The sequence below is a fragment of the Paraliomyxa miuraensis genome (assembly GCF_026337845.1).
Taxonomy (GTDB): domain Bacteria; phylum Myxococcota_A; class Polyangia; order Nannocystales; family Nannocystaceae; genus Paraliomyxa; species Paraliomyxa miuraensis.
The window spans coordinates 96,343-113,136 of sequence record NZ_JAOVZF010000135.1 but is presented as its reverse complement, the minus strand read 5'-3'; the positions used below and the strand labels follow the sequence as shown (position 1 = coordinate 113,136).

The following is a 16,794-nucleotide window of genomic DNA, read 5'->3' as shown; positions in this document are numbered from 1 at the left end:
CTGAGCGAGAGAGAAGACCACCCCAGCACCGCATTCGAGGAGTCGATGGCGGACGAGCTGGGCGCTCGAGGGAAAGAAGAGATCGAGCCAAGCGGACCTCCGGGGGGAACAAAGGTCCGACCGAGCTTGAAGGGTCAGGGGGGGAACGATGATACGCGAGTACTTTGCGCGCCAGGCGAACATTGATCTGGTCGAGCTATCGGTGATGTTCGAGCAGGCATTTGCCTGCGTCGTTCCCACCGATGAACCCAGGTCCACGTCCAAGCTCCATCAGGCCATGCGGCATGCCGCCCAGAACGGAGGCAAGCGCATCCGGCCCCGGCTGCTGCTCGCCACGGCGGTGGCCGCCAACGGAGGTGCACTCAACGAGGACATGGCCGAGCTCACGATCCGAGCCGCCATGGCGGTGGAGTTGATCCACGCCGCATCGTTGGTCCACGACGATCTCCCGTGCTTCGACGACGCCGATCTGCGCCGCGGGCAGCCCACCGTGCACCGGGCCTACGGCGAGGCCTTGGCCCTGCTCACCGGTGACGCCCTCATCACCCTCGCATTCGAGACCCTGGCCGGCTACGACGGTCTGCGACAGCGGCATGCCATGCGGATCGTCCGGATGTTGTCGCAGGCCACGGGCTCCTCCCGAGGGATCATCGGCGGCCAGAGCCTCGAGTTGGCTGGGCCAACGGCGTGGAACGTGCGTGCGATCGACTTCGTCGAGGACTACCACGCCAAGAAGACCGCCGCCCTGTTCGACTACGCCACCCGCGCGGCAGCGATGGCGGTTGGGGTGGATGCCACCGAGCAAGAGCGGTGGGGCGACGTCGGTCTCAAGCTCGGGCTCGCGTTCCAGCTCATCGACGACCTCTACGACATCCACGCGTCGGAGGAGGAGACCGGGAAGACCACGGGAAGGGATCGGGCGCTGCAGCGCCCGAACGGGGCGATCATCGAGGGATCGCAAGGGGCGGTGAAGCGACTGTCGGAGCTGATCGACCAGGCCTGCGAGGGCGTGTTCGGGGTCGCGCGAAAAGCGGAGCCCGTGCTGCGACTGCTGCAGAGCTTCGACACCCTGCTCTGCGGACTGGATGTCGGAGAAAGCTCACTGAGTGCGACGGAGAGCGGGATCTTCTCGTCCCGGGTGCTGGCGATGGGGGTCGCGTGAGATACGCCCAACGGACTGGGTAGGGCTTCCGAGATCCCTTGCACAACCTGACGACGAGACATCTCAACGGATGAGACTGTGGGTCATCGTATCCGCGGCCTTGGAGCTGGCTTGCGGACGCGAAACCATGTCGATAATCTCCAGATTAGGATCCCCATGCGAGACCAGCTCTCACTGGACATCATCAAACAGCCAACGGACGTCCTGTCGTGGGGCACCTGGGGCGAGCTCATGATCACGTTTGCAGTCGAGGGAGAAATGCCCGAATCACGACTCGTGAGCATGCTCGACCGTGTTAGAGATGCCTCCCCCAAGCGCGTGATTGCCGCGAGCCTGGGGCGCTACAAGATGACGAGCGTCCAGCGCAAGCAAACGAGGGAAGCCTACGGCGAGCTGGACCGAATCGCTACTATTACGGACGATCCCATTACTCGCGGCATCATCACGGCATTCGGTTGGCTTGGCATGAATATCAAGAGCTTTCCCTGGACCAACCTTCGGGAAGCCTGCGACTACATCGCTCCTTCTGGCGCCACGGGTCAAGCAGTCTTTGATTCCTTCTCGCACATACGCGAACTCCACATGGCGATCGTCGAGAAGTCGAACCCAAACAACAAGAGCAAAATCTGAGAACGAATGATTTCGTCGCAAGCCAAGCAAGATTGAAAAACTACTGACACAACGGACAACAGAGCAGTCGCTCATGAATCTCGACCTTCTGCATCAAGAAACTGCAACTCTGCTACGACAAGACCTCGGTGACGTGGGACATTCGGAGTACGATGCAGCCTGGGTCGCTCGAGTGCCTCGAACAGACCAGCGCAACATGCCCGAGTTCCCGCGGGTTCTGGAAGAGATTCTTCGGCGCCAATCAGATGACGGCGGCTGGGAGAAGGATGCACGGTACGTCTCCACTCGCATTCAGACGACCCTGGCATCCTGTCTTGCCCTGCTCCAATTCCCCCTGGAGCCGCACTATCTAGAGCGTGCTCGCCACGGTGCTCATTTCACGCAGAAAATGTGGGAGAGACTCCCGCAGGACCCCGAGCCAGCACTTGGATTCGAGTTGGTGGTCGCATCTCTCATCGAGGAGGCGTGCCGAATGGGGCTTCCGCTCTCCCACCTCCGTCAGGACAGTCGCGACATTCAGGCACGGAAGCTAGCGAGAGTCACTCCGGACTTGATCTACAGCCCAAGGCTCAGCATTGGATTCTCGCTCGAGTTCATGCTCGATGATCTGGATGTCGAGAAGGCTCTTCACCTGCGGGTAGCCAATGGAAGCCTTGGCGACAGCATCGCCGCCACCGCACATCATGCGAGACTGTCTGGGGACCCAACCTCCTATGCCTTTCTTCGGCGAATCGTGAACACCTATGGGCCCGCCAGAATCCCATATGCCGAGGGCAATCTATGGGGCACGATTTGGACCCTATACAATCTTGACCTAGCCGGATTACTATCGACACACAAGGACCTGGCGGCACCTCACATCGCGCAGATCGAACAGCACATCCATGACGAAGGCATCTCCTGGTCATCTCATGTAGCCTATGGAGATGGTGACGATACCGCCATTGGCTTCCACGTATTGGACAACTGGGGATCCGAGGTGAACTGGGACCTCCTCAGGCAGTACGAACGAGACGAGGGATTCATCACTTTCCGAGCAGAATCCCACCCCTCGACCAGTACCAATGCCAACGTCCTCACCGCCATCTCCAAGCACCCCTATGACGGAAGCCGGGAGACATCTGAAAAGATCATCCGCATCTTGTTGTCCTGGCGCAACGCGGATGGCTTTTGGACGGACAAGTGGCATGCATCCCCATTCTATCCCACGTCCCGAGCAATGCTCGCGATCATTCGTGCAGAGCGCGCAAACCTACCAGATCTGGTTCCCACGATCGAATGGCTACTGCGCAACCAGCGAGACGACGGTTCGTGGGGCTTCTTCGAGAGCGGCACGGCTGAAGAGACCGCGTATGCCGTGCAAGCATTGACTCATGTCTTCCGCGCGGGATACGATATTCATGACTCGGTGTTCTTGGCTGCCGAGCGCTACCTCATCAGAGCCAATCAACATGGCTATGACGATCACCCCAAGCTATGGATCGCAAAGAGTCTCTATGGACCCATTAGCGTAATCCGCTCGGCGGTCATCAGCGCCCTTGCGCTGATTCAAGGGATTGGATCGAGCGCATCCGCCTAACATCCAATGTCGAAGCAACCAAAGGTTTCCGCAGAGTATCTCGCAGCAATCGATGAACTCACGGACATCGCGCTTGCTCACGAGATTCGTCTGAAGAGGAGCTCTGCAAGGGAGCTTCTCATTCGCCTTGCTCCAACCAATCAAGACCTGACGATAGGACCCATGGCGAATTCCTCCCGGGTCCACGCCTTTCGCATCAAGAGTCTGATAACCCTATGGAACTTCTCGTTGGATGACGAGATCGACGACGCACGAAGCAGTGAACAACTCGATGCCTCCATGCTGGCGATCCGGCAGCGAATACGCCAGGAGAGAACCAGCACGAGAGGTGCAAGGGGCAGCACGGCAGCCCTACTTCATGCATTCGAACTCATCGACCAATTGGCGGGAGCAACCGCAGCCAGAGCCATCGCGACGGACCTCTGGGAGCACGCGATCGGCTTCGAGTACGACCACATCACGAATACTCATCACGAACACTTGCACACATCGAGCTATTTGAGATTCGCAGTACTGAATGCAAGCCCCAAGCCTTTCGTGGCCATCGACCTATCATTGAGCAATCGACCTCTGGCAGGACGGGACTTCATGCTACTTCGCACGGCAAGCGACTTGTTCGCAATGGCCCTGAAGTATGCATCCGACACGGGAACCCACTCGAGGGATCTCCGAGAACACACGGGGAACATCATCGAAATTCGCGCACGGGAAGACGCTCGCGACGATCCCGAGTCTCTGTTCGAGGAAGTTCAAGGAGCCGCGCTCGACACCTTCGAGCAAGGCTTGGCGATCCTACGGGAGGTATCTTCGGATTACGAAACGGACTCATTCATTGCCGCGACGCGCCGCCTGCTTCATCTATACATCCTCCACGACTACTCACTCATCGAGCGCTCCACTCAGCCACAAGACTGACGACATCTGCGGATGCGCCGCGATTCTCTCACCGATGCATCTCCGGAGCGATCACGATGCCAGAGATCATTCCCAACACGAGCAATTTGCCCATCCTTGGCGCACTGCCGAGCTTTCTCTACGATCCAATGGCATTGCTTCGGCGATCTCAGCGGCTCGGTGACATCTCCCGTCTCAAGCTCGGAATGCTCGATGCTGTAGCGCTACACCATCCGGACCATGTAGATCATGTTCTTCGTGAGCATCACCGGCGATACACCAAGGACGGACCCTTCTGGGCGCAACTGCGGGAGATGCTAGGCAATGGATTGCCCACCTCGACGGGTGACGAGTGGCGGCGCCACCGGCGCATGATCCAGCCGCAGTTTCACCGCCAGCGGCTGGAGAGCTTGACCGACATGGTGGTGGAGGTCCTCGCAGAGGCGCTAGACTGGCATGACGTGACTTCGTCGTGGCAGGTCATCGATGTCGGCGCACGCATGCCACACCTGACAATGAGCGTGGTTTCTACCGCGATCCTCGGCTCGCAGGGCTCGAGGGCACGAGCACGAACAATTGCCCAGCAGGCGACTGTCGTCACGGAATACAGCTTTTGGGCGATGATCACTCACCGTTTGCCGAGTTGGCTGCCGTTTCCCGGTAGGGATCGGTTCGCTCGAGGCATGGCCACGATGCGCCGCGAGGGCCTGAAGCTAATAGAGGAGCGCCGGCTGAGCCGTGAAGAAGGGGATGATCTACTCGCGTTGCTCATCGCGGCCACCGATGAAGAGACGGGTGAAGGGATGTCGGACGCCCAGCTCCTCGACGAGACGATGAGTCTGCTGCTGGCCGGCTATGACACGACCTCCAACGGCCTCCAGTGGTCGCTTCATCTCTTGGCCGAGCACCCACGAGCATGGGAACACCTCCGAGAAGAGTGCGATTCGGTACTCCGTGATGCCTCCCCTCGAGCGGAACACCTTCCGCGGTTGCGTTACGCACGTTGGGTGATGCAAGAAGCTCTGCGTCTCTATCCCCCCGCTTGGTGGCTTCCACGATTGGCGACTCGAGACGACCACATTGGAGACCACGCCATCGCCAAGGGCACCATCGTTGCCCCCATGATGTTCACGGTGCATCGCCATGCTGATTTCTGGCCCGAACCCGAGCGCTTCGATCCCGAACGCTTCGATCCCGGGCGCTCGGTGGGGCGTCACCCGATGGCATGGGTCCCATTTGGCGCAGGCCCACGCAAGTGCATTGGCCAAGAGCTTTCACTGATGGAGTCCACACTCGCGCTCGCCATGTTCACCCAGCGCTTCGAACTCCAGTCCGTAGGGCATACCGTGCGCCCGAGGTTCGACACTGCGTTGCGGCCGGGCAATGGCGTGCGTCTCCACGTTCGCCGAAGACGCCCAATGGAGGAAAGCAAGCGTGGGCCTTGCCAAATCTAGTCACGTATCGGTCTGGTCCAGTCCGACCCTAGATGATGCTCCATGCAAACTCGGCATGGTAGCCTGACCCACAATAGGGTTCCGACCAATGCAACCTGCCCGCGACGAAGCCCTCAAGGTCCTGACCCACGACCTCGTCCTCGCCGTCCGCTGGTACGACATCCCTCAGCTCGAGTCCCTCCGCCGCTTCCGTGCGCTCCAGTCCGCCCACTTCGCCCGCACGGCCCCCGCCAAGTCCCTCGTCATCTCCGTCTCCAACGCGTCCGGCGAGCTGCACTTCGACTCCGGCTCGCGTGACCTCGTGCTCGCCCTCGTCGACGATGCCAAGACGCACCTGCTGGGCATGGCGCAGATCGTCACCGGCGAGGGCTTCGGAGCCGCCAGCGTCCGCTCGGTCCTCTCGGGCATCCAGCTCACCGCACGGCCAGACTACCCGGTCAAGGTCTTCAGCGACACGCAGTCGGCCCGCCCTTGGCTCGAGGATCTCCTCCGCGCCGCCAGCCGCCCGGACCTCGCCGACGCCATCGGCACGACCCTCCTCCCCCAGCTCGAGCCCGGTCGCAACCCCGCCCCCTGAGGCCCCTGCGGCCGCCACTGCGCCATCCACCGGCCGCCACCCGGCCGCCCATCGCAAAAGCCGCGCGATCTCCCCCACTTCCGCCCTACCAGTCCCCCGGTGTAGCCCCCCTCACCCCACCCAGCTACGCTACCCCCCGTGCGTTCCCAGGCTCGTCCCGCGGCGAGGGTCGGGCAGGACCGACGGCTGCGCTCCGCCCTCGTGGCCCTCGCGCTTCCCCTCGGCTGCCAGCTCGCCCCCCCGCCGGCGTCCGTCCCGCCTTCTCGCGCGAACTCCGCAGCGCCGGATGATCAGCGAGCCGCGGACCCTCCGGCCCCCCGTCCGCCGAAGAAGGACCCCACCCCCGCCAAGGGCTGGCTCGACGGTGCGACCGCCCAGGCCGAGGCCGATCGCATCCTCGCCGAGATCTCGGCCACCCGGAACCTCCCCGTGACCGCCCCCGTGAACGTGGACGTGGTCGACAAGCCGGGCATCCGCACGTTCGCCCAGCGCTCGATGTACGAGCACGTGACGCGCGAGGAGATCCAGCTGATGGGCCGCATCCAGGCCAGCCTGGGCGTGATGCCACGCGATGTCGACCCCGAGCAGGTGATCCTCGACCTGCTCGAGGACGGAGTCGCGGGCTTCTATGATCCCAAGGAAAAGACCCTGTTCATCGGGGACTTCGTAGACAAGGGCACCCTGAGCATGGTGGTGGGCCACGAGATCGCCCATGGCCTGCAAGACATGCACTTCGACCTGAACAAGCACCAAGAGCCCCTGCGGCACCGCAGCGACGAGGAGAGCGCGAGACGCTTCCTCATCGAGGGCGAGGCCCAGGCGACGTACCTGGCGTGGGTCAGCCGCGGCGGAGGGCTGTCGTCGATCGATGACGCGGTGCTCGACGCGATGGGCAACCAGGTGCTCGATCTGGCGGCCATGACCTCCACCTACCCCGTGCTGGTGCGCTCGTTGCAGCTGCCCTACGCCGACGGCACCGCCACCGTGACCCGGCTGGTGCGCGACAAGGGCTGGGAGGCGGTCGACGCCCTCTACGCCGATCTTCCCCGGTCCTCCGAGCAGATGCTCCACCTCGACAAGCTGCTGGCCCGCGAGGCGCCGATCCCGACCAGGCTCGATGCCGCCGGTCTGCTGGCGATGCAGCCGGGTACCACGGTGGTCTGGCACGACACCCTGGGCGAGGCAGAGCTGCTGGCCATGCTCGCAGATGCCCAGCGCTCCACGGTGGCTCGCCGTGCGGCCGCCGGCTGGGGCGGGGATCACTACGTCGCCATGGAATGGGGCGGCGACCGTCAGGGAACCAATGGGCTCGGCGTTCCTCTGGTCGTGGGCGTGACCGTGTGGGACACCGAGGACGACGCCGAGGAATTCGAGGAGGTCTTCGGCGAGTACCTCGACGCGGCCGTGCCCGATCACGCGATCGACCGCCGCAACGACATGGTCCTGTTCGCCACGGGGATCCCGGCGCAGGTCGACGCGAACAAGCTGGTGTCGACCGCGTGGAAGGGCGTACACGTGGACCGCGACCGCAAGGGCAAGCGCCGGCGCCAGCGAAAGGGGCACGACCCATCATGAGCGGCCCCATGAGTCGGCTGGAGCAGCTGCTGGCCGCGGTCCGTCGACGGCAGCGCATGGCCGACGCTGCGTGGGGTCTGGCCCGCGTGGCCCTGCCCGCGGGGCTGTGGCTGGCCGCGGTGGCGCTGGTGGCGGTGCGACGGCTGGGGCTGCCGGCGGAGCTGCTGTGGGTCACGGCGGTGCCCGTCCCGGCCGTGCTGCTGTGGGCCGGCCTGCGTCGCCGGCCGTGGCGCGAGACGGCGCGGCGCATCGACGAGCACTACCGGCTCGACGATCAGCTCGGCAATGCGCGGGAGCTTCGCGGAGGGTCGGGCCGCACCGGCACCGCACGGGCCGCGGGCGAGGACGAGAATCCCCGCACGGCCGAGATCATCGCGCTGATGCAGGAGCGCGCGCAGACCCTGGCCGCAACCCTGGATCCTCGCCCGGTGGTCCCGCTGCGCGTGCCGCCTCCACGACCGCTCGACGGGGTGGCCGCCGCGGCCGCGATCGCGGCGATGTTCGTGCCGCCACCCGATCCACCCGTGAGCTTCGTCGACCCCGATCCGATCGTGATCGAGATCGACCGCCTGGTGCAGCACCCCAAGCTCGATCTGGCCCTGGCCGAGCCCCTGCGCGAGAACCTTCGCGACCTGGCCGCGACCCACCAGGACACGCCGGCCGAGCTGGCCGAGGCGATCCTCGACGTGCTCGATGCGCTCGAGAAGGGTGAGATCGACCGCGCCACGGCACTCGAGCGGCTCGAGGCGCTCGAGGAGCAGCTCGCCGAAGCGGAGGAGCGCTGGGAGGCCGAGCTCGAGGAGGACCCCGCGATGATGGCCGAGGCCATGCGCGACGTGGCGGCCGCGCTCGAGCAGCAGGAAGTCACCGAAGACGCCGCCAAGGCCCTCGACCGCGGCGACGGCGACGAGGCCGAGCAGGCGCTGAACGAGGCCGCCGAGCAGGCCGAGGCCGACCAGAGCGCCCGCGAGCAGCTCGAGAAGGCACTGCAAGAAGCCGAGCGCCGCCTGCAGAAGGCGGCCGACGCCAAGACCGACACGGACGAGAAGCTCGACGAAGCCGAGCGCCGCCTGCGACGCGAGCAGAAGAAGGAAGCCAAGACCCCGCAAGAGCAAGAGGAAAAGGAGCGCCGACTCCAGCGCATGAAGGAGACGGTCGACCGCCTGCGCCGCCAGCAGGAGCGCGAGCAGAAGGCCCGCGATGCGCTCGACAAGCTACGCCGCCAGGCCAAGGACGCGGCCAGCAAGGGCAGCTCGTCGCAGCAACGCAAGCAGCAGATGCAAAAGCTCGGCCGCGGGGTCAACCAGGCCAGCCGCGCCGGGAACAAGTCGCAGCGCATGGGCCAGGCCCGCGACAGCCTCGACGAGGCCAAGAGCATCATCCGACGCGCCGGTCAGCAAGGCGAGGGCCAGGATCGCCGCCGCCAGCAGATGCGCAAGTTCTCCCAGGCCGCCAAGGGACAGCGCGGCGACGAGGGCAAGCAGGGCGAGGGCAAGGGCAAGGGCAACAAGTCCACCCTGCTGGTCGAGGGCAAGGTCGGCGAGGGCGAGCCCCAGTCGTTCATGGAGATGCCCGGCGAAGGCGAAGGCCAGGGCGAGGGACAAGGCGACGGCGACGGCCAGGGCGAGGGCGAGGGTGACGGCGAAGGTCAGGGCGAGGGCGAGGCCGGCGAAGGCAGCGGCAAGGGCCAGGCCTCGGCCGGCGATGGGATCGGCGATGGCTCGATCGATCCACTGGGCCAGGACTCGACCATGCAGACCAACAAGAAGAACGTACGCGTGCGCGCCAAGGAGGGCCGCGGCGTGAGCCGAGCCGAGGTGATCCGTGACGCCAGCCAAGAGGGATTCGCCAACGAGACCTACAAGGACGTGTACAAGGACTACCGTGGCCATGCCCAGAGCGCGATCGACAACGAAGCCCTCCCCGCGGTGGCACGGCGCCGCATCAAGCGCTACTACCAGATGATCCAACCTCGGGAGTGAGGCCAAGAGCAGGCCCCGCCAAGAGGGCCTCGAGCGCTCTTCCCCCCGCCGTTTCCCCCCGCATTCCATGTCCAGCACCGACTCCTCCGCCGACACCCAACGTGCCCTCGCGGCCCTCCAGCAGGATCTCCAGCGCCTCGTCGCCGAGGTCCAGCGCGTGATCGTGGGCCAAGACCGCGTGATCGAGGGCGTGGTCACCTGCTTGCTCGCGGGCGGCCACGGCCTGCTCGAGGGCGTGCCCGGGCTCGGCAAGACCCTGCTCATCCGCACGCTGGCCCAGGCGGTGCACCTCGACTTCGCGCGCATCCAGTTCACGCCCGACCTCATGCCCGCCGACATCGTGGGGACCTCGGTGCTGGTGCAGGGCGAGGACATCGGCGCGGGCAGCCGGCTCGAGTACCAGCCGGGCCCGATCTTCGCCAACATCGTGCTGGCCGACGAGATCAACCGCGCCACCCCCAAGACGCAGAGCGCCTTGCTCGAAGCGATGGCCGAGGGCACGGTGACCGCGGGCGGACAGACCCGTCGCCTGCCCAACCCGTTCCTGGTGCTCGCCACCCAGAACCCGCTGGAGATGGAGGGCACCTACCCGCTGCCCGAGGCCCAGCTCGATCGCTTCATCTTCAAGATCCGCGTCGACTTCCCCGGCGAGGACGAGCTGATGAGCATCCTCGACCGCACCACCGGCGCTGCACATCAGGAGGTCCGGCCGGTGCTCGATGGCCCGCGCCTGCTGCAGATGCGCGAGCTGGTGCGGGCCATCCCGGTGACGGAGAGCCTCACCCGCTACGTGGTCCGCGTGCTGCGGGCCACCCACCCCGACGATGGCAACGCACCCGAGCTGATCAAGCGCTTCGTTCGCTTCGGCGGCAGCCCGCGTGGGGCCCAGGCCATGCTGCTGGCCGCGCGCGTGCGATGCTGCCTGCAGGGGCGGCTGTCGCCCTCCATCGAGGACGTACGCGCGGTGGCGCCCCAGGCCCTGCGCCACCGCGTCATCCTCAACTTCGAGGGCGAGGCCGAGGGCGTGAGCATCGACCGCTGCCTCGAGCAGGTGCTGGCTGCGGTGCCGACCGACTGATCCAACCCCGACCCACCCGATCCAAAGACCGACGAGCACGAGGGACAGCATCCGTGGGTTGGGCCGATAGGCTACTGGCGCGCAACGAGGGCACGGGGGGCCCTGCCGAGGCCGAGCTGTTCGACGAGGCGTTCCTCGCCCGGCTCGAGCTGTTGCAGGTGATCGCGCGCCGGCTGTTCCGCGGCCGCCAGCGCGCGGAGCGAAAGACCCGCAAGGTCGGCAGCGGGCTCGAGTTCGCCGATCACCGCGAGTACTCCCCGGGCGACGACATCCGCTACCTCGACTGGACGGTGTGGATCCGCCTGCATCACGCGCTCATCCGCCTGTTCGAGGAGGACGAGGATCTCCCCATTCGCATCGTGATCGACGTGAGCGACTCGATGCGCACCAAGGACGGGGCCAAGCTGCGCTATGCGATGCAGGTGGGAGCGGCGCTGGCCTACGTGGGCCTGGCCAACCTCGACCGGGTGGGGATCACGTGCGCGTCGGGCAAGCACCACGGCACGCTGCCCGCGGTGCGCGGCAAGGGACGGATCTTCCGGGTGTTCGAGTTCTTGCGCTCGGCCCCCCGCGGCGGGCCCACCGACATTCGGGCCATGTGCACGCGGGTCGCGGCCGAGAGCCGCCAGCCGGGCCTGACGGTGGTGCTCAGCGACTTCTACGACCTCGAGGGCGCGTTCGAGGGGCTCAACATGCTGCGCTTTCGCAAGCACGAGCCGGTGGCGGTACAGGTGCTCGATCCACTCGAGGCCGATCCCACCGCCTCCGGCCTGCGCGGTGACGTGCGGCTGGTCGACGTGGAAGGGGGCTCGGCGCGCGACGTGACGCTGTCGCCGCGGGCGCTGAAGGCCTACGCGGAGGCCCACCAGCGCTTCTGCGAGCACCTCGAGCAGAGCTGCCGCTCGCGTGGGATCTACCTGGCCCGTGCGCCGATCGACGTGCCGTTCGACGACATGGTGCTGCGGCTGTTTCGACAGGGAGGGATCCTGCGATGAGCTTCGCGGGCCTGTCCCTCGCCCAGCTGTGGCCGCTGTTCGCGGCCGGGGGCGGTGCGATCACGGTGCTCTACCTGCTGCGGATGCGACGTCGCCAGGTGGTGGTGCCGTTCGCGGCGCTGTGGGAGCGGGTCACGCGGGAGAGCGAGAGCCGGCGGCTTTGGCGAAGGCTGCGGCGGCTGCTGTCGTGGCTGCTGCAGATGCTGGTGCTGGCGCTGGTGTGCCTGGCGCTCGGCGACCCGCGACCCGAGGTGTGGCTGCGGGATCCGATCAGCCTCGCCATCGTGATCGATACCTCGGCCAGCATGGCGGGCCCGGCCGCCGACGAGCCCGACACCACGCGCCTCGACCTGGCGCGGCGTCGCGCCGAGCAGGAGATCCTCGCGCTGGGGCCGGCCGATCGCGCGGTGGTGCTGGAGGCCAGCGAGGAGCTCGGAGTGGTGGCGCCGCTGTCGAGCGATCCGGCCAGCGTGGTCCCTCGCCTGCAGCGCCTGACACCGCGCTTTGGTGAGGCCGATCTGCCGCGCGCGCTGGCGCTGGCCAGCCACGCGGTGGGCGAGCGCCCGGGACCGCGGATCCTCGTGCTCACCGACGGCGCGCTCGATCCCGGAGCCGTCGATGCGCTGCGCGCCTGCACCGAGGGACCGATTCCCTGCGAGGTGGCTCGGGTCGGAGGCCCGGCGGAGAACGTGGCGATCACCGCGTTTGCGGCGCGCCGCTACCCCTATGCGCGCGATCAGATCGAAGTGCTCACGGAGGTGCGCAACCTGGGCGACACGCCGGTCAAGGTCGTGCTGGAGATCGAGGCCGACGATGCCGCCGTGGGCAAGCGAACGCTGCACCTGCCCCCCGGCGAGAGCAAGCGCGAGGTGCTGGCCCAGCTCGACGCCGCACGCTCGCGCTTCGTGGCCCGCCTGCGGCACGAGGACGGCAGCGACGCACCGTTCGGCCTGCCCCATGATGACGAGGCCCATGCAGTGGTGCCCCCGCTCAGCCCGCTCGACGTGGTGCTGGTGACCGATGGGACCAACCTGTTCCTCGAGGCGGCGCTGCTGGTGCTCGACGACCACGTGCGCCTGACGGGCATCTCGCCGCAGGAGGCCCGCGAGGGCCGGCGCCCCGAGCTCGCCGAGGCCGACGTGGTGTTCTTCGACGTGGGGTCCGACGTGCTGCCCTCCACGCTGCCCGATGCACACGTGGTGATGTTCGACCCGTGGCGCCACCAGGACCAGGCCGCGCCCTGCCCCATCGCCAAGAAGGCCGACGTGGAGCGGCCGTTCCTCACCGAGCAGGACCGGGACCACCCCGTGCTCGACCACGTGGTGCTCAAGGACGTCAACCTCGCGCGGGGGACCACCTTCGACGTGATCCCGGGCGACGAGATCCTGGTGCGCACGCTCGGCGATCCGATCGCGGTGCTGCGCGAGGGCGAGCACGCGCTGGTGGCGTTCGGCTTCGATCCTCGGCAATCGGATCTGCCGATGCGCACTGCGTTCCCGATGGTGGTCGACAACCTCGTGCGCTACTTCGAGCAGCGCGAGGCCGGGTTCGTGGCCAGCGTCCCCCTGGGCGCCCACCGGGAGCTGGCGCTCGCCGATCTTGGGCTCGCCCCCGAGGGCGTGACGCGGGTGACGGTGCGCGGGCCCGGGCCGGCCACGGACGGGGCCTCTGGCGACGGATCCGCCGGCAGCGAGTTCCCGGTGGAGCGCGGCCGCTTCCGCCTTCGCGCGCTGGTGCCGGGCTTCTACACCATCACCGCCGTCGATGGCCCGCTGGCGGGCTCGTCGGTGGAGCTGGCCGTCAACCAGGCCAGCGTCCACGCATCGGATCTCCATGATGCCCTGCAAGCGCTGGAGCTGCCCGAGGCCGCAGTGGCCGACGCACCGCCCGAGCCCACGCCGCTGCCCCAGGGTCCGCTGTGGACGCTGGTGATGCTGGTGGTCGCCAGCCTGGTGGCGCTCGAGTGGGCGAGCTACCACCGGAGGGTCACCGTATGAGCCTGCTTCGCCGGCCCGCCGTGCTCACGGCCCTGGCCCTCGCGCTGGGGCTCGGCTCGGCCATGGCGCTTGCGTGGTGGGGGCCGCTGCCGGGGGCGCTCACGGTGGAGCTGCCGTCGTGGCTGGCGCAGCGGCTGTCGGACTCGGGCGAGCGCCACGCGGTGCTGGCCCATCCCGAGGCGCTGTGGCTGATGCCGCTCGCCGTGGTGCCGATGCTGGTGGCGGTGCTCGCGAGGAGCCTGGTCGATCTCCCGCGCGTGCAGCTGGGCCTGCAGCTGCTGGCTCGCACCCTGCTGCTGGTGGCCGTGGCCATCGCGCTCGCGTTGCCCAGCCTGCAGAGCCCCATCCAGGGCAAGACCGTAGTGTTCGTGGTCGATGTCAGCGACAGCGTCGACGACGGCCAGCTCGAGCATGCCCGTGCGTTGGTGGCGGCAGGGCTCGATCAGGTTCGCCGCGAGGACGAGGCCGGCCTCGATCGCGAGGACCGGACCCGCGTGGCGCTGGTGACCTACGCCCAGCGTGCCCACGTGCACGAGCTCGAGGACCAGACGCAGCTCGCCCTGGCCCTGCAGCGACCCGATGCGGCCGAGGGCTTGGCCTCGGACCACGCAGGGGCGCTGCGACTCGCCGCCGCGCTGGTCGACCCCGACACCGAGGGGCGCATGGTGCTGGTGACCGACGCGACCGGAAGCCTGGCCGAGCGCGAGGACCTCGCCCTCGCCGCTCGCGAGCTGGCCGCCCGCGGGATCGCGCTGCACACCCGCAGCTTCCCGCCCGCGGCCCGCGAGGACGTGCTGATCGAGGGGGTGTTCCTGCCCGACGAGCTGCGCGTGGGACAGACCTTCGAGGTTCGCGTGGATCTCTCGTCGACCACGCCACGCACGCTCACCCTCGAGCTCGAGCACAACGGCAAGCCCAACGAGCTCGAGCCCTCGCGGCAGGTGGCGCTGCGTGGGGGTACGCAGCAGGTGACCTTGCCCGCGCGCGTGACCGAGGCGGGACCGGTGGTGTTCCGCGCCCGCCTGAGGACCGAAGGCCTGCCCGCGACCGCCAACCGCAGCCCGATGAACGACGAGGCCGCCGTGGCGGCGGAGGTACGCGGCCGCCCGCGGGTGCTCCTGGCGGGCGACACGGCGGGCTCGCCCCTGGCCCGAGCGCTGCGCTCCGACCACCTCGAGGTCGACGCCGTCGATGCCTCCGCGCTGCCTCGAACGGACGAGGAGCTGCGCCGCTACGATCTGGTGGTGCTGCACGACGTGGGCGCCAGTCGTGTGGCCGGAGACACCCGCCAGGCGCTGGTGCGCTACGTCGAGGAGCACGGCGGGGGCTTCATCATGATCGGCGGCGAGAATTCGTTCGGCGTGGGCGGCTTTGGGGGGACCACCCTCGAGCGGATCCTTCCCGTGCGCTTCGAGGGCGAGCGACAGCGCGAGCAACCCAAGCTCGCGCTGGTGCTGGTGATCGACAAGAGCGGCTCGATGAGCGCCGAGGACAAGCTCGACCTGGTCAAGGAAGCCTCCCGCGCGACCGCCCGCACGCTCGATCCCACCGACGAGATCGGGGTGATCGCGTTCGACTCCAAGCCCCACGTGCTGGTTCGAGTGCAGCCCGCTGCCAACCGCATCCGCATCGCGGGCGACATTCGACGCCTGACCTCCGGCGGTGGCACCAACGCCCTGCCTGCGCTGCGCGAGGCCTACCTGCAGCTGGCGGGCAGCAACGCGCTGGTCAAGCACGTGATCCTGCTGTCGGACGGCCAGTCGCCCGAGGGAGGGATCAATGCCCTCATCGGCGACATGCGCGACGCGGACATCACCGTGTCGAGCGTGGGCGTGGGCGCGGGCGCGGGCAAGGACCTGCTGCGCCGCGTGGCCAATCGCGGGCGCGGGCGCTTCTACTTCAGCCAGGACGGTACCGACGTGCCGCGGATCTTCAGCCGGGAGACGCGCGAGGTCACTCGCAACGCGATCGTGGAGCGCTCGCTGCTGCCTCGGGTCGCCAAGAACGTGCAGGCGCTGCGAGGCCTGGACTTCGCGCGCGCGCCCGGCCTGCGGGGCATCGTGCCGGTGAAGGCCAAGCGCATGTCGGAGATGCTGCTCAAGACCCACGAGGGCGATCCGCTGCTGGTCCGAGGCCGCCGTGGTCTGGGTCGCACCGCCGCGTTCGCCAGCGATGCCAAGGCGCGCTGGGCCGCGCGCTGGCTGACGTGGAGCGGCTTCTCCAAGTTCTGGAGTCAGGTCGCCCGCGACACGATGCGACAGGGGGCCACACTGCTCGGCGGGGCGCGGATCCAGCTGTCGTCGGCGGCCGAGCGCGGCACCTACCGAGCCGTGGTCGACGTCGACGCACCCGAGGGCTTTGCCAACGATCTCTACGGCGAGCTCGAGATCGTCGATCCCAACCTGGCCAAGGACGACCCCGCGCGCACCCACACGGTGCCGCTGTCGCTGTCGGCGCCCGGACGATACGAGGCCGAGCTCCGCGACATCGAGAGCGGTCAGCGCCTGGTCAAGGCCAAGCTCTACGACCAGACCCAGTCCCCGCGACGCCTGGCCGCCGAGGCGGTGGCCCAGGTCTCGGTCCCCTACCCCGCCGAGCTCTCGCCGGCGCAGCTGCGGCCCGATCCGCAGTGGCTGCAGACGGTCGCTTCCGCGACCCACGAGGGCGAGGTCGATCCCCTGCTCACCACCCCTGGCGAGGCCAACGGTCGCACGCGCGCCAAGCCGCTGTGGCCGTACGTGCTGTGGGGCCTGGTGATCCCGCTGCTCATCCTGGACCTGCTGCTGCGACGCGTGGCGCTGGGTCGCCGGCGTGTGCTCGCATAGGAGTCACGGTGATCCCTACGCGGTGATCCAGTGTCCTCGGCCACCG

12 protein-coding genes are annotated in these 16,794 nt (G+C 67.4%); all 12 read left to right on the top strand.

The genetic code is table 11. The features are described from left to right. Positions 1-148: 148 nt before the first annotated feature. The 12 genes from OEB96_RS05745 to OEB96_RS05690 all read left to right on the top strand — a co-directional run bounded on the left by OEB96_RS05745 (position 149) and on the right by OEB96_RS05690 (position 16,748). Positions 149-1,162, top strand: a complete 1,014-nt coding sequence (locus OEB96_RS05745) for a polyprenyl synthetase family protein (RefSeq protein ID WP_266214430.1) — start codon at positions 149-151, stop codon at positions 1,160-1,162. A 156-nt stretch (positions 1,163-1,318) separates the two neighbouring features. Further along, complete coding sequence (locus OEB96_RS05740; protein ID WP_266214429.1) at positions 1,319-1,792, top strand: hypothetical protein; 474 nt, start codon at positions 1,319-1,321, stop codon at positions 1,790-1,792. A 73-nt stretch (positions 1,793-1,865) separates the two neighbouring features. Further along, entirely contained in the window at positions 1,866-3,371 is a 1,506-nt protein-coding gene (locus OEB96_RS05735; protein WP_266214428.1) for a prenyltransferase/squalene oxidase repeat-containing protein, read from the top strand. Positions 3,372-3,377: 6 nt separating this feature from the next. Next, positions 3,378-4,286: a hypothetical protein gene (locus OEB96_RS05730; protein WP_266214427.1), complete on the top strand. Its 909-nt coding sequence runs from the start codon at positions 3,378-3,380 to the stop codon at positions 4,284-4,286. 56 nt (positions 4,287-4,342) lie between these two features. Continuing rightward, on the top strand, positions 4,343-5,719 hold the full coding sequence (locus OEB96_RS05725; protein WP_266214426.1) for a cytochrome P450: 1,377 nt from the start codon (positions 4,343-4,345) through the stop codon (positions 5,717-5,719). An 88-nt stretch (positions 5,720-5,807) separates the two neighbouring features. After that, a complete protein-coding gene (locus OEB96_RS05720) occupies positions 5,808-6,296 on the top strand; it encodes a hypothetical protein (RefSeq protein WP_266214425.1) in 489 nt (162 codons plus the stop codon). Between the two features lie 138 nt (positions 6,297-6,434). Continuing rightward, the gene (locus OEB96_RS05715) at positions 6,435-7,871 is read left to right on the top strand and encodes a hypothetical protein (protein WP_266214424.1); all 1,437 of its coding nucleotides are present in this window, start codon (positions 6,435-6,437) and stop codon (positions 7,869-7,871) included. An 8-nt stretch (positions 7,872-7,879) separates the two neighbouring features. Beyond that, complete coding sequence (locus OEB96_RS05710; protein WP_266214423.1) at positions 7,880-9,853, top strand: hypothetical protein; 1,974 nt, start codon at positions 7,880-7,882, stop codon at positions 9,851-9,853. A 67-nt stretch (positions 9,854-9,920) separates the two neighbouring features. After that, entirely contained in the window at positions 9,921-10,931 is a 1,011-nt protein-coding gene (locus tag OEB96_RS05705; RefSeq protein WP_266214422.1) for an AAA family ATPase, read from the top strand. 53 nt (positions 10,932-10,984) lie between these two features. Continuing rightward, positions 10,985-11,926: a DUF58 domain-containing protein gene (locus OEB96_RS05700; protein WP_266214421.1), complete on the top strand. Its 942-nt coding sequence runs from the start codon at positions 10,985-10,987 to the stop codon at positions 11,924-11,926. Continuing rightward, on the top strand, positions 11,923-13,923 hold the full coding sequence (locus OEB96_RS05695; protein ID WP_266214420.1) for a vWA domain-containing protein: 2,001 nt from the start codon (positions 11,923-11,925) through the stop codon (positions 13,921-13,923). The genes OEB96_RS05700 and OEB96_RS05695 overlap by 4 nt, the downstream gene beginning before the upstream one ends. Next, complete coding sequence (locus tag OEB96_RS05690) at positions 13,920-16,748, top strand: VWA domain-containing protein (RefSeq protein WP_266214419.1); 2,829 nt, start codon at positions 13,920-13,922, stop codon at positions 16,746-16,748. Before OEB96_RS05695 ends, OEB96_RS05690 begins: the two co-directional genes overlap by 4 nt. Positions 16,749-16,794: the final 46 nt, after the last annotated feature.